21 protein-coding genes, 1 tRNA gene and 1 riboswitch are annotated in these 22,491 nt (G+C 54.7%); of the genes, 16 read left to right on the top strand and 6 right to left on the bottom strand.

Annotation, left to right across the window (positions count from 1 at the left end):
- Positions 1-94: 94 nt before the first annotated feature.
- Positions 95-170, bottom strand: a tRNA-Lys gene (locus GOW48_RS15450).
- A 211-nt stretch (positions 171-381) separates the two neighbouring features.
- Between GOW48_RS15450 and dapF the strand changes: the two genes are divergently transcribed.
- Both dapF and mtaB read left to right on the top strand, forming a co-directional pair.
- Positions 382-1,224, top strand: a complete 843-nt coding sequence (gene dapF / locus GOW48_RS15445) for a diaminopimelate epimerase (protein WP_170755132.1) — start codon at positions 382-384, stop codon at positions 1,222-1,224.
- Positions 1,221-2,477: a tRNA (N(6)-L-threonylcarbamoyladenosine(37)-C(2))-methylthiotransferase MtaB gene (gene mtaB / locus GOW48_RS15440; RefSeq protein ID WP_170755131.1), complete on the top strand. Its 1,257-nt coding sequence runs from the start codon at positions 1,221-1,223 to the stop codon at positions 2,475-2,477. Before dapF ends, mtaB begins: the two co-directional genes overlap by 4 nt.
- 142 nt (positions 2,478-2,619) lie before the next feature.
- On the opposite strand, the gene GOW48_RS15435 is transcribed toward mtaB, so the two are convergent.
- Genes GOW48_RS15435 through petA form a run of 3 tightly spaced genes read right to left on the bottom strand, consistent with a single transcriptional unit; the run spans position 2,620 to position 5,350 of the window.
- The gene (locus tag GOW48_RS15435; RefSeq protein WP_170755130.1) at positions 2,620-3,405 is read right to left on the bottom strand and encodes a cytochrome c1; all 786 of its coding nucleotides are present in this window, start codon (positions 3,403-3,405) and stop codon (positions 2,620-2,622) included.
- A gap of 17 nt (positions 3,406-3,422) precedes the next feature.
- Positions 3,423-4,754 (bottom strand): cytochrome b, encoded by a 1,332-nt coding sequence (gene petB / locus GOW48_RS15430; protein ID WP_170355725.1) that lies wholly within the window; start codon positions 4,752-4,754, stop codon positions 3,423-3,425.
- Between the two features lie 11 nt (positions 4,755-4,765).
- Positions 4,766-5,350 (bottom strand): ubiquinol-cytochrome c reductase iron-sulfur subunit, encoded by a 585-nt coding sequence (gene petA, locus GOW48_RS15425; protein WP_170355724.1) that lies wholly within the window; start codon positions 5,348-5,350, stop codon positions 4,766-4,768.
- A 149-nt stretch (positions 5,351-5,499) separates the two neighbouring features.
- Here petA and GOW48_RS15420 point away from each other — a divergent pair, with 149 nt between their 5' ends.
- Positions 5,500-5,736: a hypothetical protein gene (locus GOW48_RS15420; RefSeq protein WP_170755129.1), complete on the top strand. Its 237-nt coding sequence runs from the start codon at positions 5,500-5,502 to the stop codon at positions 5,734-5,736.
- Between the two features lie 104 nt (positions 5,737-5,840).
- The gene (locus GOW48_RS15415) at positions 5,841-6,284 is read left to right on the top strand and encodes a c-type cytochrome (RefSeq protein WP_170755128.1); all 444 of its coding nucleotides are present in this window, start codon (positions 5,841-5,843) and stop codon (positions 6,282-6,284) included.
- 2 nt (positions 6,285-6,286) lie between these two features.
- Here GOW48_RS15415 and GOW48_RS15410 read toward each other — a convergent pair whose 3' ends face one another.
- Complete coding sequence (locus tag GOW48_RS15410) at positions 6,287-6,901, bottom strand: FMN-binding negative transcriptional regulator (protein WP_170755127.1); 615 nt, start codon at positions 6,899-6,901, stop codon at positions 6,287-6,289.
- Positions 6,902-6,956: 55 nt separating this feature from the next.
- Positions 6,957-7,105, top strand: a riboswitch (FMN riboswitch).
- Positions 7,106-7,173: 68 nt separating this feature from the next.
- On the opposite strand from GOW48_RS15410, the gene GOW48_RS15405 reads away from it, so the two are divergent.
- From GOW48_RS15405 to cobO, 5 genes are all read left to right on the top strand, one after another.
- On the top strand, positions 7,174-7,614 hold the full coding sequence (locus GOW48_RS15405; protein WP_170755126.1) for a 6,7-dimethyl-8-ribityllumazine synthase: 441 nt from the start codon (positions 7,174-7,176) through the stop codon (positions 7,612-7,614).
- Between the two features lie 124 nt (positions 7,615-7,738).
- Positions 7,739-8,839: a chorismate synthase gene (gene aroC / locus GOW48_RS15400; RefSeq protein WP_170755125.1), complete on the top strand. Its 1,101-nt coding sequence runs from the start codon at positions 7,739-7,741 to the stop codon at positions 8,837-8,839.
- On the top strand, positions 8,823-9,497 hold the full coding sequence (locus tag GOW48_RS15395) for an HD domain-containing protein (protein ID WP_170755124.1): 675 nt from the start codon (positions 8,823-8,825) through the stop codon (positions 9,495-9,497). Before aroC ends, GOW48_RS15395 begins: the two co-directional genes overlap by 17 nt.
- Positions 9,498-9,529: 32 nt before the next feature.
- On the top strand, positions 9,530-10,465 hold the full coding sequence (locus tag GOW48_RS15390) for a DMT family transporter (protein ID WP_170755123.1): 936 nt from the start codon (positions 9,530-9,532) through the stop codon (positions 10,463-10,465).
- A 58-nt stretch (positions 10,466-10,523) separates the two neighbouring features.
- Positions 10,524-11,123, top strand: coding sequence for a cob(I)yrinic acid a,c-diamide adenosyltransferase (gene cobO, locus GOW48_RS15385; protein ID WP_170755122.1), 600 nt, complete (start codon positions 10,524-10,526; stop codon positions 11,121-11,123).
- A gap of 53 nt (positions 11,124-11,176) precedes the next feature.
- Here cobO and GOW48_RS15380 read toward each other — a convergent pair whose 3' ends face one another.
- A complete protein-coding gene (locus GOW48_RS15380; protein ID WP_170755121.1) occupies positions 11,177-12,745 on the bottom strand; it encodes an alkaline phosphatase D family protein in 1,569 nt (522 codons plus the stop codon).
- Between the two features lie 335 nt (positions 12,746-13,080).
- Here GOW48_RS15380 and GOW48_RS15375 point away from each other — a divergent pair, with 335 nt between their 5' ends.
- From GOW48_RS15375 to GOW48_RS15345, 7 genes are all read left to right on the top strand, one after another.
- A complete protein-coding gene (locus tag GOW48_RS15375) occupies positions 13,081-13,425 on the top strand; it encodes a hypothetical protein (RefSeq protein WP_170755120.1) in 345 nt (114 codons plus the stop codon).
- 191 nt (positions 13,426-13,616) lie between these two features.
- Complete coding sequence (locus GOW48_RS15370) at positions 13,617-14,036, top strand: hypothetical protein (RefSeq protein ID WP_170755119.1); 420 nt, start codon at positions 13,617-13,619, stop codon at positions 14,034-14,036.
- 80 nt (positions 14,037-14,116) lie between these two features.
- Positions 14,117-15,052 carry a UDP-glucuronic acid decarboxylase family protein gene (locus GOW48_RS15365; RefSeq protein WP_414478920.1) on the top strand — a complete coding sequence of 312 codons (936 nt, stop codon included), beginning with the start codon at positions 14,117-14,119 and terminating at the stop codon, positions 15,050-15,052.
- A gap of 728 nt (positions 15,053-15,780) precedes the next feature.
- The gene (locus GOW48_RS15360) at positions 15,781-18,975 is read left to right on the top strand and encodes a glycosyltransferase (protein ID WP_170755118.1); all 3,195 of its coding nucleotides are present in this window, start codon (positions 15,781-15,783) and stop codon (positions 18,973-18,975) included.
- A gap of 71 nt (positions 18,976-19,046) precedes the next feature.
- Positions 19,047-20,216, top strand: a complete 1,170-nt coding sequence (locus GOW48_RS15355) for a class I SAM-dependent methyltransferase (RefSeq protein ID WP_170755117.1) — start codon at positions 19,047-19,049, stop codon at positions 20,214-20,216.
- 205 nt (positions 20,217-20,421) lie between these two features.
- Positions 20,422-21,672, top strand: a complete 1,251-nt coding sequence (locus GOW48_RS15350) for an FkbM family methyltransferase (RefSeq protein WP_170755116.1) — start codon at positions 20,422-20,424, stop codon at positions 21,670-21,672.
- A gap of 54 nt (positions 21,673-21,726) precedes the next feature.
- On the top strand, positions 21,727-22,119 hold the full coding sequence (locus GOW48_RS15345; protein WP_214648671.1) for an FkbM family methyltransferase: 393 nt from the start codon (positions 21,727-21,729) through the stop codon (positions 22,117-22,119).
- Positions 22,120-22,491 lie beyond the last annotated feature (372 nt).

Here is a 22,491-nt window from a genome sequence, read left to right as displayed (position 1 = left end):
GTGTCACTATGCTTCCGTATTGCTTTCGGAAACCAAGTGAGAACGTATGGCCACCTTTGTGCACCAATCAACAGCTTGTGTTTATTCGAAAAAGTGGTGAGCCGTGCAGGATTCGAACCTGCGACCCACTGATTAAAAGTCAGTTGCTCTACCAACTGAGCTAACGGCCCACTCTTTTGTTAGGATCTTTCGATCCGTGGCGCTCTCTAAGGCATTTTCCCGATTGGGTGCAAGTCCTTATTTCACGCCTCGTTTCGCCTGTAATTACTTACTTTCCGGCGATCCGATAGGCGGCCTAATTAGGCAGGGGACGCTGGGGGGTCAACCCCTTTTTTCAGGAATCTTCGCGATAGGGTGGATTCATTTCAAAGGCAGGGTTATATGCCCGCCATGCAACGAATACTGACCTCGGGTTTGCCCTTCATGAAGATGCACGGGCTAGGCAATGACTTTGTCATTGTGGATGCGCGTGCGCAAAGCATTGACCTAACACCCGCCCTGGCAAAGGGAATCGGGCACCGTCAGTTTGGCGTCGGCTTTGATCAGTTGGCAGTAATCGAAAACGGCGAATCGGATGCGCATCTGGTGTTCTACAACGCGGACGGGTCGACTTCGGCCGCGTGCGGCAATGCCACGCGCTGCATCGCCCGCTTCCTGATGGAGGAAACCGGCAAGCCCGAGCTGACCCTGACGACGGAACGCGGCACGCTTTATGCGCGCGACGCGGGCGACGGGCTGACCTCGATCAACATGGGCCCACCGCAGCTGGAGTGGCACGAGATTCCGCTGGCTGAAGAGGTTGATACGCTGGAACTGCCTATCGAAGGCGTTCCCTCGGCAACCGGAATGGGCAATCCGCACTGCACATTCTTTGTGGACGATGCCGAGGCCATCCCACTGGAGGAGTTCGGATCGCGCTACGAATACCATCCGCTCTACCCTGAACGCACGAACGTTCAGGTGGCGCAGATCATCGGCCCCGATCACATCCGTATGCGCGTGTGGGAGCGTGGCGTGGGCATTACGCTGGCCTCGGGCTCGTCTTCGTGTGCCACGGCGGTGGCGGCGGCCCGGCGCGGCCTGACCGGGCGCAAGGTGCAGATCGAACTGGATGGCGGCACGATCTGGATCGACTGGCGCGACGACGGCGTCTGGATGACCGGCCCCACGGTCCATGTCTTCTCGGGCACTCTGACCCCTGAATTCCTGAGGTCGCTGGGATGAGCGCGCCCAAATTCACCACTCTGGGCTGCCGCCTGAACGCCTACGAGACCGAGGCGATGAAAGAACTGTCGCAACAGGCTGGTCTGTCGAACGCCGTGGTGGTGAACACCTGCGCCGTGACGGCCGAGGCCGTGCGTAAAGCCCGGCAGGAAATCCGCAAGCTGCGTCGCGAGAACCCCGATGCCCGCCTGATCGTGACCGGCTGCGCTGCTCAGACCGAACCCGAAACCTTTGCCAAAATGGACGAGGTCGACGCGGTCATCGGCAATACCGAAAAAATGCAACCCGACACCTGGAAAGGCATGGCCGCCGATTTCATCGGTCAGACAGAGGCGGTACAGGTCGATGACATCATGTCCGTGACCGAGACCGCAGGTCACCTGATCGATGGCTTCGGCACCCGATCCCGCGCCTATGTGCAGGTCCAGAACGGCTGTGATCACCGCTGCACTTTCTGCATCATTCCATACGGGCGTGGCAACTCGCGCAGCGTCCCTGCGGGCGTCGTGTTGGATCAGATCAAGCGGCTGGTGGACCGGGGCTATAACGAGGTTGTGCTTACAGGTGTCGACCTGACCTCGTGGGGCGCCGATCTGCCCGCACAGCCCAAGCTGGGCGATCTGGTGATGCGCATCCTCAAGCTGGTGCCGGACCTGCCGCGCCTGCGGATCAGTTCGATCGACTCGATCGAGGTGGATGAAAACCTGATGCAGGCCATCGCGACCGAACCGCGCCTTATGCCCCACCTGCACCTGTCGCTGCAGCATGGCGATGACCTGATCCTGAAACGGATGAAACGCCGCCACCTGCGCGACGACGCCATCCGCTTCACCGAAGAGGCCCGCAAACTGCGTCCAGACATGACCTTTGGCGCGGATATCATCGCAGGCTTCCCCACCGAAACAGACACCCATTTCGAAAACTCGCTGAAACTGGTCACGGATTGTGACCTGACCTGGCTGCATGTCTTCCCCTACTCCAAACGCGAAGGAACGCCCGCGGCCCGCATCCCGCAGCAGATCAACGGCACCATCATCAAAGCCCGCGCCGCGCGCCTGCGCGCTGCCGGAGACGCTCAGGTCGCGAAACACCTGACCGCACAATTGGGCAAAACCCATCACATCCTGATGGAAAACCCACATATGGGCCGCACGGAACAGTTCACCGAAGTCACTTTCGATACGCCCCAACCCGAAGGTCAGATCGTAACCGCCTCGATCACCGATTACACGGACAGCCAACTCAAAGCCTGATCCGTCCTTCATCTGGCTAAAAACATCTCGGGGTTGAATTGGCCGTAGGCCAAGAAGGGGCTGGCCCCTTTATCCCGCCAGAAACAAGAAACCCCCGCAACCGGATGGCGCGGGGGTTTTCAATTTCAGAAATGCAAAAGCTTTAGTGCTGACGCTTGCCTTTGACACCGGCCCACAGACGTTTGTTCACCAGATACAGCAGCACCGACAGAACCGACAGGAAGATCACGCCGACAAAGCCAGAGTACTTACGCTCCATCATCTTGGGCTCAGCCGTCCACATCAGAAAGGCCGCAATGTCCTCGGACATGGCTTCTACCGTGGCAGGATGGCCATCGGCGAATTCGACCTGATCCTCGGACAGCGGCGGCCCCATCGAGATCCAACCACCGGGGAAGGCTTTGTTCTCGTACAGAATGGTGCCTGCCTCTTCCTTTTCCTCACCAGTATAGCCATCAAGCAGGGACGCGATGTACTCGGCACCACCCATGCCTTTGAAGAACTGGTTAATCCCCAAGCCGTAAGGGCCGTGGAACCCGGCGCGGGCCTTTGCCATAAGGCTCAGGTCCGGTGCACCGACACCAGTGTTTGCCGGGAAGTGATCGGTTGGGATCGCAGGACGGAAATCATCCAGTTCCGGATCGAATACTTCGAAATTCTCTGCCGAATAGGCGATGACTTCTTCTTCCGAATATCCCAACGCTTCCAGGTCACGCAGAGGTACATATTGCAGACCGTGGCAAGCCGCACAGACTTCGGTATAGACCTGAAGGCCGCGTTGAAGCTGGTTCTTGTCCCAGGTGCCAAACGGCCCCTCGAATGAAAAGCTGAAGTCCTCGATATGCTGCTCGCCGCCGCCTGCCGCGAAGGACGCAGCAGGGGTGAGGGCCAGAGCAAACGCGGCACCGATTGCAAGTTTCTTGAACATGTTTCCGGTCCCTCTTCTTACTCGGCCGGCGTGGCTTCGGCGTCAGCCTTGCCATAATGCGCGTTGAAGTCTTCTTCGATGGTCTCGGGCTGGGCCAGAGGTTTCTCGATCACACCAAGGATCGGCAGGATCACGAAGAAATAGGCGAACCAGTAAGCCGAGGCGATCAGCGAGAAGGTCGCATAGGGCTCCTCGGCCGGCATCGCACCCAGCCACATCAAGGCAAAGAAATCGACGATCAGCAGGTAGAACCACCATTTGAACATCGGACGGTATTTGCCCGAACGCACGCTGGAAGTGTCCAGCCACGGTGCCAGAGCCATCGCCAGGATCGCACCGAACATCGCAATCACACCAAAGAACTTGGCATCGATGATGCCGCCGGTGATGAAGCTTGCGAACTGAACAACCCAAACTTCACCGGTGAAGGCCCGCAGGATCGCGTAGAACGGCAGGAAGTACCATTCAGGCACGATATGTGCAGGTGTGACCAGCGGGTTGGCTTCGATGTAGTTGTCCGGGTGGCCCAGATAGTTCGGCATGAAGCCCACAACCGCCCAGAACACGACCAGGATCACGGCCAGCGCAAACAGGTCCTTGATCACAAAGTAGGGCCAGAAGGGCAGCGTGTCTTTCTCGGCATCGGCTTTCGACGTGCGGCGAACCTCAACACCTGTGGGGTTGTTGTTGCCGGTGGTGTGGAAGGCCCAGATATGCACGATGACCAGCGCCGCAATCACGAACGGCAGCAGATAGTGCAGCGAGAAGAAGCGGTTCAGCGTGGCGTTGTCCACTGCGGGTCCGCCCAGCAACCAGGTCTGGATCGCGTCGCCAACGAAGGGGATCGCACCAAACAGGCCGGTGATCACGGTCGCACCCCAGAAGGACATCTGACCCCAGGGCAGAACATAGCCCATGAAGGCAGTACCCATCATCATCAGGTAGATCAGCATCCCGATGATCCACGTAATCTCACGCGGCGCTTTGTACGAGCCGTAGAACAGGCCACGGAAGATATGGATGTAGACCGCAACAAAGAACAGCGATGCGCCATTCATGTGCAGATAGCGCAGCATATAGCCGCCATTCACGTTGCGCATGATGTGCTCGATGCTGGCAAAGGCCAGATCAACATGCGGGGTGTAGTGCATCACCAGAACGATGCCGGTAATGATCTGCAGTGCGAGACAGAATGTCAGCACGATACCCCAGATCCACATCCAGTTCAGGTTCTTGGGGGTGGGGATCATGAGTGTATCGTACAGCAAGCCGACGATGGGCAGGCGGCTGTTCAGCCACTTTTCGCCGTTTGTCTTCGGCTCGTAATGATCGTGGGGAATTCCGGACATTTGGGTCTCCCTTAGCCGAGTTTGATGGTGCTGTTGTCCGTCCACTCAGCGGGCGGAACAGGCAAGTTTTCAGGCGCAGGGCCCTTACGGATACGACCGGCAAGGTCATAGTGCGAACCGTGGCAGGGGCAGAACCAGCCGCCAAAGTCACCGGCATCGCCCAGCGGCACACAGCCCAGGTGCGTACATACGCCCATCTGAACCAGCCAGGCACCGGGGGCTTCGCCCTCAGGCGAGGGCATGACGCGGTTTTCGTCGGTCGCGGGCGCATCAGCCGGTTGGTTGAAGTTGCGCGCCAGCGGATCGGGCAGCGCATCCAGACCTTCGGCGTCCTGCTCTTTGGCCTCTTGGATCTCGGCACCGGTGCGGTGACGGATAAAGACGGGTTTACCCAGCCATTTCACAGTCAGCTGCGTCCCCGGCTCAACGCCGCTCACGTCCACACGGATCGAGGACAGCGCCTGAACGTCTGCCGAGGGATTCATTTGGTTGATCAGGGGCCATACGGCTGCACCCGTCGCAACGACACCTGCGCCGCCAGCGACGTAGTAGAGGAAATCTCTGCGGGTGCCTTCGTTGTCTTCTGCGTGGGACACGAGGTTTTCTCCGATTCCGGCGCCCGGAGGATACCGGGCAAACATGCATCAGCACCGCATCAAAGCGGCGTCTCATCGCGGCTATCTAGCCGGGAGAAATCGGTTCGTCCAGCGGTCATAGGCGCGCACTACGCCGCATCTGGGCATTCATGTCACTACGTCAGGTACTTTTTTCAAGGTTGGAGCTGATTTTAGCCAAAGGATTCGAGCACCAGGGCCATGTCTCTGCTCAGGTGATTCGCGCTATTAACGGGCAGGTTCGCGCGCGAACCGTCAGGCTTTACAAAGCAGAAACCGAAGAGGTCAAACTTTCAAGAATATTCCCAATTCTTGCCTTATTTTCTTCAACTTCAGCTAAAATCAGAGCGTATAAATTATTGAATTAAAAATAGATATTTCAGAATGACCCCATACGCTCGGAATTGGATAGCACGTGGCACGCGAATGCAAGAAGGCGCGGGTCAGGACAACTTTTAGCAGGACTTTTCCCATGCCACAGACTTCACGGATCACGCTGCTTTTCGCTTTGTTACTATCGACACAGGCCCTCGCGGCCGGAGATCCAGCCAAGGGCGAGGCGCTTTACAACAGGTGTTCCTCTTGCCACGCGATCATCAAGGATGGTGAGGTTTTGGTGAAAGGAGGAATCACCGGGCCGAATCTCTTTGGTGTTGTCGGGCGCATAGCTGGCACCGAAACCGACTACCTGAATGGCAGTGAACGGCTGCCGATCGGAATGTTCACCGACGACATGATCCTTGCGGGCCAGGAAGGGTTGATCTGGACCGAGGACAACATCGCCGCTTATTCCAAAGATCCGATTCGCTTTATCAAAGACTATCTTGACGACGAAACGGCCCGTCCCAACATGAGCGTAAAGCTGAAAAAAGGGGCCGAGGACATCGCGGCCTACCTGGCAACGTTCAGCGACTGACCCTAGCGCTGACCCCGCATCAGCGCGGTCAGCCTCGAAAGCTCTGAACCGATCCCCTCTGCCACCTGATCCGCCGCGGCCAAGCGCACGGTTTCGGGTTTGTTCTGGTTCAGTTTCCATGTGCCCTGAATATCGTTGACCTGCATCCGGCACGGCACGATCATGCGCATCATCCGGTCCAGTGCATCAGGGGTCATCTTGCCGGTTGTCCAAGCTGGTTTAGGCAACAACCGCTGCTCATAAAAAGCCGACTGACGGTCCAAAAGATCCCGTAATTCATCATGCGGGCGCAGTTCCAGCTTTCCCGTCAAGTGAACGGCGACATAATTCCACGTAGGCACCTGATCTTCGACCCCGTACCAATCGGGTGAGACATAGCCGTCCGGACCGGCGACGGCGATTTTCGCCGCGCGCGGGACTGTCAGCGCGCGGACAATCGGGTTTGACCGCACAAGATGCAATTCTACGACCGCGCCATCTTCGCTCAGCAGAAAAGGTACATGACTGATCAACGGCGCGCCTTCGGTGGACAGCGCCAATACGCCAAAGGTCCGCGCGCGGGCAAATTCGACGCTTAGGGCCTGATCTTCAGAGCGGAAAGCCGGGTTTGGGTGCATATCAAATCTCCTAACGGAACGCCTTGCAGATTCGCAGCGATCTTGGCAAGGTCCGCGTCGTTCTCAGGGCGGGGTGAAATTCCCCACCGGCGGTATGCGGGCGCTGATCCGTAAGCCCGCGAGCGGCCTCGGTACACGAGGTGACAAGCAGATCTGGTGAGAAGCCAGAGCCGACGGTTACAGTCCGGATGAAAGAGAACGCGCAGCGTGCCCCTCGGCGCGGCTGCTCGTGATCGCCTTGGGTGACGTGTCTGTTTACGTAGGAGATCATGATGACACACACCCGCTATGCTTTCGTCAAAGCCAACTGGCATTCCGATATCGTTGATCAGGCGCTGGAAGGGTTCCTGCAATTTATCCCCGCCGACCAGATCGACGTGTTTGACGTCCCCGGCGCGTTCGAAATGCCCCTACTGGCCCGCGACCTGGCACAAACCGGGCGCTATGCGGCCATCGCCTGTGCCGCTTTTGTGGTGGATGGTGGCATCTACCGGCATGATTTCGTGGCGCAGGCCGTGGTCGATGGGTTGATGCGCGCCGGGATGGACACGGGCGTACCGGTCCTGTCGGTCTCGCTGACCCCGCATCAATATCAGGAAACTGACCACCACAACGCGATCTACCGCGCGCATTTCGTGGAAAAAGGGCGCGAGGCCGCGCAGGCTGCACTCAAAATCACCGAAACCCGCGAAAAAGTTGCGCAGGCGGCCTGATCTTCATCTTTTCGCAAATACTCAAACGCGCTGCCCACAGGGCAGCGCACCCCGCCCCAACCGCAAATCCGCTTGAGGCCAGAGGCTCTCCCCGCTAATCACAACCCTCAAAGGAGCACGCCCCATGTCGATGAACAGTTTCGGACACCTCTTCCGCGTCACCACCTGGGGTGAAAGCCACGGCCCCGCCTTAGGGGCGACGGTGGATGGTTGCCCTCCGGGCGTTGCGATCGACGAGGGTATGATCCAGCATTGGTTGGACAAGCGTAAACCGGGTCAGAACAAATTCACCACCCAGCGGCGCGAACCCGATCAGGTCAAAATCCTGTCCGGCGTGTTCGAGGGGCAGACCACCGGCACGCCCGTTCAGCTGATGATCGAGAACACCGATCAACGCTCGAAAGACTACGGCGATATCATGGACAAGTTCCGTCCGGGCCACGCTGATATCACCTATTGGCAGAAATACGGCATCCGCGACTATCGCGGCGGCGGGCGTAGCTCGGCGCGCGAAACCGCATCTCGTGTTGCCGCTGGAGGATTGGCGCGCGAGGCCATCAAACAGATCGCGCCAAATGTGCAGATCACCGGCTATATGACCCAGATCGGCCCACACAAAATCGACCGCGCCAACTTCGACTGGTCGCAGATCGAACAGAACCCGTTCTGGGCACCCGACGCCCAAGCCGCTGACGAATGGGCCGCCTATCTGGATGATCTGCGCAAATCCGGCAACTCGGTTGGCGCTGTGGTCGAAGTCGTCGCGCGCGGCGTCCCCGCAGGGATCGGCGCGCCGGTTTACGCCAAGTTAGACACTGATCTGGCCGCAGCGATGATGTCGATCAACGCCGTCAAAGGCGTCGAAATCGGCGAAGGCATGGCCGCCGCAGAACTGACCGGTGAGGCCAACGCCGATGAGATTTTCATGGGTCAGAACGGCCCACAATACAGCTCCAACCACGCGGGCGGTATTCTGGGCGGTATCTCGACCGGACAGGACATCGTCGTGCGGTTTGCAGTCAAGCCGACCTCCTCCATTCTGACGACGCGCAAGACGATCACCAAATCGGGTGAGGAAACCGAGATCATCACCAAAGGTCGCCACGATCCCTGCGTCGGCATCCGCGCCGTCCCGGTGGGTGAGGCGATGATGGCCTGTGTGATCTTTGATCATCTGCTGCTACATCGCGGCCAGATCGGAGAAAACCGTGGACATATCGGCTGACCTGCGCGGCCGCTTGCGCGGCGTCGTCGCGCAGCGCATGGAAACAGACCCGGCCCATGATCTGGCCCATCTGGACCGCGTCTGGGTGAACGCACAGGCCATTTCTGATGACCGGACAGATATGACTGTTCTGCTGGCGGCCAGCTATCTCCACGATCTGGTAAACCTGCCAAAAGATGACCCGGATCGCCATTTGGCTTCACGTAAATCTGCCCTGGAATCAGAGCCTATTCTGGGAGATTTTGGTTATAGCCGCGCCCAGATCGACGCCACCAAACATGCCATTGAGGCACATAGCTATTCGGCAAATATTCCACCCGAAACGCCCGAGGCCCGCATTCTGCGCGACGCCGACAGGCTGGACGCATTGGGCGCCATCGGGATTGCACGGAACTTCTCGGTCTCGGGCGCTTTGGGGCGCACTCTGTACGATGCAGCTGATCCCTTTGCCGCTGATCGCACGCTAGATGATCTGCACTTTTCACTGGACCATTGGAAAGTGAAATTGCTGAACTTGTCCGACGATATGCTCACCGAATCCGGACGGCAGATTGCAAAACGCCGTACCGCGCGGATGATCCGGTTTCTGGAAGACTTCGCCGAAGAAATCGGCAGTGAACTACCCAATACATGGATAAACGGCGAGGCCACCCGTTGATCTTTGCCGACTAAAGGCGCAGGGTTCGGCCCATGGCAAAATCCTTAACATCGCATCGACCCGTCCTGGCGGTGGGTCTGAAGCTGGGCGCTTTGTTCCTGTTCACGGCGATGGCTGCAGTGGTCAAAGCGGTGTCGGATGACTTTCCACCCGGCGAAATCGTGTTCTTCCGATCACTTTTTGCGATACCGGTTGTCGTTGGCTGGCTGCTTTGGCGCGGAGAACTGGCAAAAGGTCTAATCACTAGAAAACCCATGGGGCATTTCTGGCGAGGGGTTCTGGGAACGTCAGCCATGGGACTAACCTTCACCGGACTGGCTTTACTACCCCTGCCTGAGGTTACGGCGATTGGGTATGCCACACCGATCTTCACCCTGATTCTGGCGGCCTTCATGTTGGGCGAACGTATTCGTATGATCCGCATCGGCGCAGTCAGTCTTGGGCTGCTCGGCGTATTGATCATGATCTGGCCCCGGCTGGGCGGCAACAACATGGAAAGCACAGCGGCGATCGGGGCGCTTTGCGTTTTGGTTGCGACGATGGCGCGTGGGTTTGTACAAATCCAAATCCGACAATTGGTGCAGGTCGATCACCCCGCCGCCGTGGCCTTTTACTTTTCACTGACAGCAACCCTTTTATCGTCCTGTACGGCCTTGTGGGGCTGGACGACACCAACCCTTGAACAGACTCTGACACTGGCAGTTATAGGAATAACAGGCGGTGTTGCTCAGATTTTGGTGACCACGTCTTACAAGTTCGCGCAGGCCTCCATGCTGGCGCCTTACGACTATACAACGATGCTGTTTGCCGTGGTTATCGGGTACGTTTGGTTCGACGAACTGCCCACACTCGTCATGTTGATCGGTGCCACTTTGGTAATTGCGGGCAACGTTGTGGTGATCCTACGCGAACGTCAGCTGGGCTTGGAACGCAATAAAGCCCAATCTGCAACCGATCCCAAGACCTGATCTTTACCTTTGCCGAACTTCACCTAGGTTGGGCGCAACAGAATGAAAGGTTCCTCTCATGAGTGACGCGCAGGATCACAAGGAAAAGATGCAAAAGGTGCAGGCCCAGCACCGCAAGAAAGTATCCGAGGCCGTAGACCCGGATCGCGGGTTAGTCTTGATCAACACAGGCAAGGGCAAAGGCAAATCCTCGGCTGCGTTTGGTGTGGTGATCCGGGCGCTTGGCTGGGGTCAGAGAGTGGCCGTGGTGCAGTTCATCAAGGGCAAGTGGAAAACGGGCGAGCGCCGCTTTTTCGAAGAGCGCGATCTGGTCACCTGGCACACGATGGGCGAGGGCTTTACCTGGGACACGCAAGACCGCGAGCGTGACATCGCCGCCGCCAACGCGGCCTTTGACAAAGCGCGGGCGTTGATGGCCAGTGGCGAATACGACCTTGTGGTGCTGGACGAGATCAACATCGCCCTGCGCTATGAATATCTGACGGAGGATCAGGTGATTGACGGTCTGAACGAACGGGCAGTCAAGACTGGCGTGTTCCTGACGGGCCGCGACGCGCCGCAAGCCCTGCGAGACTATGCCGATCTGGTCACGGAAATGACCGAAGTAAAACACCCGTTTCAAGCTGGCATCAAGGCCCAGCGCGGCGTGGACTACTAAACATTGGGATGAAAGAGCGCCCCCGATCATAAGTCAGGGGCGCTCTGATCCTATCAAATTGCGCGAGACTTCGGGTCCAGCGTGATCGACCAAAGCTCGGTATCGGCACGGTCCATCAGGCGTACAGTCATCTGTTCGGTTGCACCGTCGATATCCACCAATCCAAAGAACTGAAGGCCAGCGCTGGGCGGCAGGTTGGCACCCTGATCCTCAGTCGGGGCTTTGACGAATTTGACCTCGGGACCAAAGGTCCCATCCATCGCGTTCGGACCAAAGGTTCCAGCGTGCAGCGGGCCCGAGACGAATTCCCAGAACGGCTCAAAGTCCTGAAATTGCGCTTTGTTAGGGTCATAGTAGTGCGCAGCAGTATAGTGAACGTCAGCCGTGAACCAAACCGTATTTGTGATCCCAGCAGTTTTGATAAATCGCAGCAGTTCGGCAATCTCCAACTCGCGCCCTTTGGCTGGGCCACTATCGCCGTTCGAGATCGCCTCGGCCCCGGACTTTTCGCGCCAGTTGTCCCAGACGATCAACCCAATCGGCATGTCGGACGCGATAACCTTCCACGTCGCCTCAGATGCGGCCAGTTCCCGTTTCAGCCAAGCCAGTTGCTCGGCCCCCAGAATGCGGGACTGATCGTTGATCTCATCCTCCATCGAGGCACCATTCGGCCCGCGATAGCTGCGCAGGTCCAAAAAGAACACGTCCAGCATCGGCCCATATGAAATCTTGCGATACACCCGCCCCGGCTCGGCCGGGGTGATGCGCAGCGGTGTCATCTCGTGGAAGGCGCGCGCGGCGCGGGATTGCAGCACGTGGACCGACTTCTCGGTATAGCGGTCGTCCGAGATCAGATCTTTCGCATCCGACCAGTTGTTCACGACCTCATGGTCATCCCACTGAAAAAAGGTCGGGCAGACGGCGTTCATGGCGCGCACATGCTCGTCCATCATGTTGTATTTCCACTGACCACGGAATTCGTCCAGCGTTTCAGCCACTTTGCGTTTCTCGTCGATCAAGGTGGTGTTTTTCCAGATCAGTTGATCATCCTTGACGACCTCATCTTGCATCGGACCATCGGCATAAATCGTGTCGCCCGAGTGGATGAAAAAATCTGGTTTGTGCTGCGCCATGGTGGCGTAGGTGCGCATTCCGTCGTCGTCGATCCCCCAGCCTTGACCGGCCGTATCACCCGACCAGGCAAAACGGATATTCCGGCGTGAGGTCGGTGCAGTGCGGAATTGGCCAACAATAGGCTCTGATACGGCGTTGATGTCGTGCAAATCGGCGGCCACAAAACGGTAAAAGATATCCTGATCCGACGGCAGCCCATCGACCAGTCGCTTGACAGCCAGATCACTGTTGGGGATTGCATCCATCGGAGTCAATTTGCGCGCATCAGCAAAGCTCTCGGTAGTGGAAACTTCCATCATCACGCGGGCGGGACGATCCGTGCGGGTCCAGATCATACCCGAGGTGGTGTCAACATCACCCGACTGAACGCCGTGGGTGAAAACCGGGCGCGAGGATGCGCGACTGATGGCCGGCATGGACAGTGATGCGGCGAAGGCGGTGCTGCCAGCCAGAAAGGCTCGGCGATTGGGGCGTAAGATTCGGGTCATTTGGGCTCTCCTGTTTGGTGGCCCTTAGGTTCTGGACTCATTGATTTACAGCCAGAATAGCACAGCCGCCGCTCGGAGCGGATGCCGAAGCTATAGCCGACCAGCAGCATCCGGATCAGCAGTTCATGCGTCGATCAAGGAAGAATTTTTCAACAAAATAGGCCCAGTAGGGCCAATCGCTGCACTACAGCTAACTGAAAAAACAGTCACCATCCGTACTTGTGGATAGTTTGCATCTTGCGAATTACCACCGCCGATGCACACCAGAGCTCAACAGGACAATATAGGCGGAGTACAAACTGCGATATAGACCCCGGAGAACGACTAGATACTCCATGTTTGACGTGGTACGACCACCAAAAGCTGATCTAATCCAGCCTTTGCTCGCCAATGGAGGCACTCAATTTACGTCCAATAGTATCACAGTCGTCACAAATGGGAACGACGGTCAAGTTCAGATGATAGAGGCGATGTTCGCGTCCTTCCGAACATTTTGGGACTTGGAAACGGAGCTGGAAACAGTTGTGGTTTCGGACGACCTCTCGGTGGAATCAATTGATCGGCTCACTGAGGCCGACATTCAGGTCGAAATGCTGCCAGTCGGCGAGATAGACGACTCAATGCTGTGCTTGCCTCAAACGTGCATCCGCTTGGAAAGATTGCCAAACCTTTCTTCCTGAGATGGTTTCTTGAGAGCCATCGTCATTCGAGACTCTACATTTACACTGATCCCGACACCTTGATGGTGGCCCCCGTTTCAAAGCTCTTCGGGTTACATAAACTTGACAGGGTTACTGTATCGCAGAGCCTCTTGCCAACTATAGCGCATACGTGCGTGTCTCGCCTCCAGAAGGCTGTCGACGCAGGGCAGATGGAAAATATCGGAATTGCTCGAACCAAACCCGAGGTCTGCACCGGATTGTTTATGGCAAATCGTGAGCAATTTCTCGAATTGTTGGAGGCATGGACTGCTTTTATGCTTTCAGAGCCATTCAACGCGAATAAGAATAGTAATGAGTTTGGTTTTGGTTGGCATGACCAAGATTTCTTCCGCTGCCTCTCAGCCTTGAATGCTGAGTTTGAAACTACGCTGAATATCCTCAGCCCTATCGATATCGCGATTACGAATCCACCCGCAGACCGCCTCTACGATGTGTCTATCAAGGGCGATGATATCAGCACGATCCAGGTGAAATGGCCAAGGTCGGTTCGTCCCGGGGTAATGATGCACTTCGCAGGCGGTACACATACAGCTTTTCCAGATATTGAAGCGTTGTATTCAAGCAGGTAACGGGTACGCGTGAACGCCTAGCAAAAGGCTTATGGAGAAAATTTTTGGTGCGTTTTTAAGACAGCAGAAAGAGGATTCTCGTGACAGGCGGTGCGGGATTCCTAGGCTCGCACCTTATCGATCGATTGCTGGATCAGGGTCACGAAGTGATCTGCGTGGACAACCTGTTCACTGGAACCAAACGGAACATCGATCATCTGCACGGCAATCCTCTTTTTGAATTCATGCGCCACGATGTGACGTTTCCGCTCTACGTCGAGGTTGACGAGATTTATAACCTCGCGTGCCCAGCGGCGCCACTCCACTATCAGCACGATCCAGTTCAAACGACAAAGACCTCTGTTCATGGCGCGATAAATATGCTCGGGCTGGCGAAACGTCTAAATTGCAAGACCCTTCAAGCTTCGACCAGCGAGGTATATGGCGACCCGAACACCCATCCACAGGTCGAAGAGTACTGGGGCAATGTCAACCCTGTCGGTCCTCGTTCCTGCTATGATGAAGGAAAGCGCTGCGCAGAGACCCTTTTCTTCGATTACTGGCGCCAACACGACATCAAGATCAAAGTCGCTCGTATCTTCAACACCTACGGTCCTCGCGTTCACCACGCCGACGGGCGCGTAGTCTCGAACTTCATCGTTCAGGCCCTACAAGACAAACCAATCACGATATTCGGCGATGGACGGCAGACCCGATCCTTCTGCTATGTCGACGACCTAGTAGAGGGGCTATTACGCATGATGGAAACAGATACCTCGGTGACAGGTCCCATAAACCTAGGAAACCCGGACGAATTTTCTATCCGCCAACTTGCCGAGATGGTCGTAAACCTAACGGATTCGAAGTCGAGCATTGATCGGCAGGCACTACCGCCAGATGATCCAAGACAGCGTAAACCGGATATCTCGAACGCAATTGATGTACTTGGGTGGCAGCCGGAAGTACTGCTGGAAGACGGACTGATCAAGACTGTCGAATACTTCCGCGAACTGCTTCCGACGCTAAGGACTGCATGAGCAGCGAAAAGGATTTCCATCCATGAGCTCGTCTATAACGGTTGTGGCCGGACGATAGCCCTTGTTTGAAATTGGCTGCGCAATAAAGAAACCGAGGTGTACGCTTTGTCGGCGCAGTTGTCACTGATTCACCATGCAGCGAATGAACGCTCTGAGCTCTAATGACCGATGCTAGGCGATCAAAGATGAATGCCAACGATATTCCGGATGTAATACATCGGCTGCCGATGAAACAAAGCAAACCTGAGTATTTGCGATCAAAAAAATGTCCCCGAGTTGATTGCCAGGCATCTGCAGGATCGGCTCAGACGGGTTGGTATCCAACCGATGCAGATCTACCCGGATATCCCTTGGTAAAAAGGAAACAACCAACGCTTCAACGGAACTCTACGTCGACAACGCCTCAATTCATAGTGGTTCCACACCAGGCAAGCCCAAGTCACCACAAATGCCTGGCACTAGCAATAAAACCAAATCCGACCGCACAAGCATTAAATTTGCGCCCATCAAATTCCGGGAACTGTACTAGAGAGACCTCAAATCAGTGGTACTGAAACAAAGACCTAGACAGGTGGGTGTGCCATCTCAGTGGGGCGCGAAACCAATTGCAGCTTAGGACAGAATGTTGAGTAAATTGGAAAATCCACATGGTTGCCGCTGGCTCGACCACAATGTATGCATTCTCAGGCACTACGGCTCCATGAACCTGAGGCTGATACCGAACTATTATGTATCCTGAACTACTCAAAGTGATCCAAGACGTTGTTCCGGCGGAAGAACGAAAGCGAAAGTCCATTCTGCAAAAAGCTGTGCTGCGGCTTGCACTTAAGTTGCCTGGTCTGCCTGTTAGTACCAAGCTGCGGTTTCGACGATCTCTGATCAAGGCTCAGATCGGAGATCTTTTTTCCTCGCTGCGTAAATTAAGCGCGCACGGGAGAGCCGACTCACTTGAGGCAGTGGCACCAGATGCTAAAATCAACCGCGGGCCTGAAATTCTGCAATATGCATCGGTCAATGCTACGTACTTCGCTGACCGCCGGTGGTTGAGGATAGAGGTCCAACTTCAGTCGCAGGAAAGCGACCGGGTTCCTGTTTTGACTTTTTCTTCTGGGCGAACCTCGACGGGGCTCGCGGTAAGCCTGCAACAATCGAAAGGAACCGTGAGGCGCTGGATTTTCGAAGGCCTCTCTGCTGGCGTACTGGACAAAGAGTCGGTCATTGCAGAGATACCAGGGGAACGGGTTGTGCGGTCATCGCCTCAACCGATCAAGGTGGAAAATCCCAACAAGCCACCAGTCGTGACGATTGAGCGGGATCCATCACTTTCATCTATATCGACCGAAGACCTTGAAGATCTGGCTAAGAATACACCCAATAGAATATCGGTGCGAGAGCGGGAAGGGTCCAACGACGTCGCCCTTTTTCCGGATTTCAAGGCACCAGAAGACCTCGCTAATCACTATTTTCGGGCGGTTTGGTATCTGACGGGCCCAGCGGGCCAAGTCCGCAGGTGCACGATAGGGACGTCGCTAGAACGGCCCAACTTGCGCCCGGCGGGGTTTGCAGAAGTAACGTCAGGACGGCCGGATATTGTCGAGTTAATCTCTGATGAAGCAGACTATTTCGAGCGCGTTTCCAAAGCGCGACTGATCCTAGTCTGGAAGACCATATCTGACGACGCCTTGCGCGCGATGCGGCAGATGCTCCCAGGCGCAGAAATCTTACCCGTGGCCACAGAAGATCCTACGTCCGTCGAATTCGGGAACTATGCCCGAGCGAATTGGCAAGCGCTCACCCCGGATCAGCGGACAGACATTCTGCAACAGAGTAAACGCCGGCTTGGGCGCGCAATTGAGTCTTGTCGCTCGCGCGGTCTCAAAAAAGCAGTCGTATTTGGAACCGGTCCATCCATCGACCACGCGTTCGACTATGATTTTCGCGATTGCCTGACGATTGTGTGCAATACTGCGGTTTCTGACCCCGCCCTTCTGGCCCATGTTCGCCCCGAATTCGTCTGTGCGGGTGACGCCGTCAGCCACATGGGTGTGTCGGAATACGCTGGGCAATTTCGGTCCGATCTGTGCAGTTTTATCTTGAGGTCAGATGCTTGGTTCGTAACGACAGCGCGGCTTGGCTATGTCATCGCCGCGCATCACCCCGAGATCGCCGAACGGATTATCCTCATAGAACAAATAACGGACGACCCAGTCACGGACCTCGAGGCCTTCTTCGCCCTTCCGCGGCTCGATAGCACATTGAACATTCACATGCTGCCCTTGGCCGCCACAGTCGCAAAAACGATTTATTTTCTGGGATGCGATGGAAAGAATCCGGACGTGGACAAGAACGAGGACTTCTGGGCTCATTCGCCTCGAGCTCATTACCATGAACTCGTCGACACGGGTCATTTGTGCCATCCAACCTTCAATGCGCGGCGCCAGATCGCAACGCATGCACGCTTTCTAGACAGCACGGAGCGATCCTGCGTCGAAGGGGAAATTCAGGGCAAACGTTACTTTGCATTACGACCGTCTCACACGCCCGCTCTCAAGGCTCGACCGGTTCCCGGTTCCTTTCTCAAAGATGGCGGGGAAGGGAAGATTGCGCTGAGGGACACGCCGGTAACCGCCGTTCCTTCAAGCGGCCGAAGAATATGTCTAGTCATGCGAGCTCCACACGCGCTTTTCTCAGGTGGACGGTATCATGCCTTGTTGTTGGCAGAGGCGCTTGGCTCATTGGGAGATGACGTTGTTGTCTGGACAAACAACTATCCGTCTTGGCTTAATAATCTTACACTCCAGCCTGCTCATTACCGGCTTCAGTTGCATGTTAATCCATTCAGTGAACCGCCGGCTGGCGATTTCGATGTCGTGATTATCGTTCCGGATATGAGCGCAGATTCTACACCTTTTGAAAAGGCGCTCACCCTCGCACGCGATACTGGTGCCATAACATCATTGATCAATTTCGAGACTCCGAATTGGTTCAACGAGCTCGCAAAGATCCCTAGAGACCCTGCGAAATGGCGTTTCTGGAAGGCAATGTCGAGTCATGTGGACGCCATCGTCTCGTCGGCTGAAGCGGCGGTCGGTTATGCCAAAGATTACTATACAACAGTCTCCGATTCCTGCGAGTTCGCAGCGGTACCGCCGTCGATAAACACACCGATCGCGGATCTTGTGCGTGCTCGCGACCTCCAGCCCGAAAACCAAATCATTTGCATCAGCCGTTTTGGCACCGGTTCGGAGCACAAGAACATCCGGGCCATGACGTCACTTTTGTCGGACGCGACCCGGGGGCACACTCTTGCGCTGATTGTCGGAACAGCTGATCTGCCCGACGGCGAAGAAATAGACAAATTACGTGCCGCATTCGCCGCTCATGATGTGAAGCTAAAACTGCTCCATAAAATCTCGGACATCGAAAAGTTCGAACAGATTGCTCGCTCCAAATGCATGGTTTTCCCGACTCTTTTCGAAGGATTCGGATATCCACCGATCGAAGCACTTTATATGGGGCGGCCCTGTATCGCCTATGATTTGCCAGTCCTTCGAGAATTCAGCGACGGGTTGACGACGTTTGTTCCCCGGGGAGACATTACAGCGATGCGCTCAGCACTTGCCTCAATGATCACCAAACCGCAGACTGAGCCTCGCCGGCTCCATGAAGGCATCTCCCAAGTTGCTTCAGGGCAGAGGTTCGCCCAAGATATCGATTCGTTATTTGCCAGGATGCTGGTAAGACCAAGTCGAGCTGCATCAAATTTCGAAGCAGATGAATTTCGCGCCAAAGCTGCGGAAATCTACGAGCGGGAACGGTTGAACAAATTAACAGCTGCGCTGGCGAAAGGGCTTCCGGAAAATGACGCACGTACGGAAATCGCCGCGATGTTGCGGGGACTGGCCAAAGCAATTGAGACATAATCTTGTGTTGGCCCAAATTGAGAAGTCGCCAACCCAACTAAACAAATCGGACAAAGAAGGCGGTCATTAAGATGGAAGACAAACTTAACCAGCTTCGTGGCGATATCAGTAACCGGCTATGCCACGACATTGCGCCTATACTTGATGAAGAATTTGATGCTGCATTGTGGAATGATGACGCTCTCTTTAATTGGTTTATGCTAGCAAAAAGAGACACCTTCATCGATTACATTGCGGAAGCTGTCTCGCTTGATAGAACTATTGTCGAAAAGCTTATTGTTCGCGATACGCTCGCCTGGAAGAACGCTGTTGTTAACGGCGAGGCTCGGCGTTGGGATAGCTTGAGAGAAAAGATATCGGCTCGCTTTGCAGTATACGAAAAGAACTTGAATGTGATGCGACAGCTATCCTCTCTCTGCGAAGACAAAACGGGGTATCTTGATGTTGGCTGTGGCCTTGGCTTCACCATGATGGCCGCACGGGAACTTGGTTTTCAAAAGGCTCACGGTGTGGAAGTCGACCAAGCATTTGCCAATACAGGCCTGTCTCTCATTGATGCCGGAACGGAGGGTAACGTTGGCTATGTGTTTGGAGATTTCATGACTGAGAATTTGAATCCTCCATATTCACTCATTACTTTCTTCGATGTTCTCGAGCATGTGGTTGACATCGATCAATCAATAGACCGCGCTTGCAATATGACACCGGAAAAGGGAACCATATTTTTCTATCAGGGTAACTCACGTGCAATACCGATTGTGCTTTCAGAGCCACATTACCGCATTCCATTTCTCACTATTATGCCAACGGACATAGTGATAAAAATTCTTTTGAAGAAACAGAGGATTAGTAGTCCTGCCGAATACGTCGTGAATAAATGGCCCGAGACCAGTGTATTTTCAAAACAAGGTTGGCACAGTGCAATGGTTAGTCCTGAACGAAACTTTCGTAGTGGTGCGGAATTTATGAGCCGTGAAAGAGCGGTATCGGCGGTTGCAAACTTCCAGGCACAGTTCGAATCAGAGATACTCTCTTATTTGGAAGCGGATGACCGACCCCATGCGCAATCGGCGCTAGATGCGTATGTGGACAGATTTAACCAGAAGCTGGCTGACGACGATGGAGACTTTCATACCGAATATCTTATGAATTCTTGGAGCATCGTGATGGCGCGAGATCTGGAGTTTTTTGATCACGAGTTTAGAAAAAATAGTGACGCATCATTGATTGCGCTGTCTTAACAATTTTTCCTTTTGAAAGGCGGGCGGACGGGCACTTCGCAAAACTTAACCATGTCCGCGCTGTGTTTGGTGGCTGTCAGATACGAAGGTACTTTAAAGTAACCGGTTTCTGTGTTTGGGTTCGATAGGCCGTTTTTTTGGGGAGGGAACTTATCAAAGGCTGCGTCAACTTTTAGGTGGCGAGAAACCAATAGGAAGAAATCGAATGACTAATCTGCCGCAAAACGACCCCCTTCCAAACAGAGCCGGTTTCAGCAGATGTGAGTATACGCCATCCTCTGGCCTTTTGCTGGTTTCTGGATGGGCTCTTGGAAATCTGCAATCTGTCGAATTGGTAACAGCATCAGGAGACAGTTCGTTCTCTGTCATTCTTAGGAAGAGTCGCACAGATGTTTCCAGCAAGTTTCCGGAGTATGAAGATCCTGCGCCAGGCTGGGAACTTCAGACTATATTTTTTGGCGAACTCTCCGATTTAATGCCAGTTACGGTGAACGTCTGTTTCGACGGAGAAACACTGTCGTTTTCAAGGGAGGCAGTGGTTCAACCCGGCCCCTCTGCGTCCTACGCGACACTGCTTTCTGACAACCGTTACAGCGAAGTATCAGCACTGCTCGATTTTGTTGCGTCTTTACACACATACTTATCTGATGATGATTACGACGCTTGCATTGCTGTGTGCGAACGGAATGACTTTGCGATCGTAGAGGCGCCTAATTTTCGCAAAATTCTGTTGCAGAAAGTTTTTGGAGATGGGCCGGTTCGCCTACTGGGGCGTGAGTTCACTTTTGCGAACTTGAATGATGCAGTAATGTTGATTGATGAAATTCTCTTGCAGGATTGTTACCGCTATGTGCCGAGTCAACCAGATCCATTAATCGTTGATTTGGGTGCTTCCAATGGTATCTTCGCTGCCTCGGTTTTGGAGAGTTTTAAGGATGCAAGGGTTATTGCGGTTGAAGCCGATCCCCAAAACGTAGAACTTTTGAAAAAAAATCTTTCGCCGTATAAATCGGATAGAGTTCACATTATTGGCGGCGCGGTAGCATCCGGTACCTCGCCTAACGTAGAGCTTGTTGTTCCACAAGATTACAACATTTGGGGTGGATTGGGCGCAAGTACCCAGAGCCGTCAACGATTTGATTCAAGGGATTTGAGAACTATCGAGGTCCCTCGCATCCGGCTTGCGGACCTAATAACAGAAGAAGTTGATTTCTTGAAAGTTGATATTGAAGGCGCGGAATATGACACACTCATCGATGACGTTGCCTGCCTTTCTAGAGTTCGCCGACTGGCGATCGAAATTCACTTTGATATCCCAGATGCAGGAAACCGTCTCGCGACATTGATCTCGCAGCTGACTCAATCTGGGTTTATGCTGTCCTTCTCAGGACCTCCAGTAGGAAGGATCGACGAAAACTCAATCCCCTCAGCGCTTTTGTATGGAAACCGACCATAGATGCTTGATCTCATTATTTGACTGATGGCTGTGTAAGACAGATTAACGCATTGAGTGGTGCTCTCCTCCGCAACTTTGGACTGTCAGAAGCTGCGTTATTCCGGTTTTGTAATCCAAGTCTATCTACGCCGGCTTAGGGACTGGATCGATGGCCCTATTGACCTGCTAAAGCTTGATATCGAAGGGGCTGAATACGATGTGTTTGAGGATATCGAAGACAAGTTTCACCTTGTTCGACGTATCGTATGTGAGGTGCATGTGGATGCAACAAATCAGGCATTGTTCGGACAGCTGGTGACGCGCCTCGCGGAACATGGATTTGTCTCGGAAATTTCTCGTGCTTGGTACTTTTCGCTATCCGAGTACCTTGGCCACCCGCTCGAAGATGCTGGCCGACCTTATTCTTTGACACTGTGGGCGAGGCAACGACAGGATGTTAATCCCTAATCCTGAAGTATCCCACTTGACGTTGCTTTCCGGTCGTCATTTACGACGCTTCCTACTCCAGGCGCGTTCGCACAGATACCAACATGAGACCTGTCGAAAAACTTTGGAATTCTTGCGATACAGTCGCAGTATTTTTTCATCCTTTGACGGAGTGGCTTGCCAACCAAGACCCGCCGCCTAGCACTCAACCGAAGGAACCCGTCGTGCTACGTGAAGGTGAATCAGTTCAGTTGGGGAGGCTCAGCCGGGGTGAGGTAGGAATGTAGCAAGTTTGCAAGTAACCACTCGCATGGGAGATAGTCTTGGACGACCGTCTTTATGTTCTGGCCTCATTGATTTACAGCCAGAATAGCACGGTTGCTGCTAGAGCGA

This window comes from Ruegeria lacuscaerulensis (genome assembly GCF_013033355.1).
Taxonomy (GTDB): domain Bacteria; phylum Pseudomonadota; class Alphaproteobacteria; order Rhodobacterales; family Rhodobacteraceae; genus Ruegeria; species Ruegeria lacuscaerulensis_A.
The sequence above is the reverse complement of the archived record's forward strand: the minus strand, read 5'-3'. Positions and strand labels throughout refer to the sequence as shown.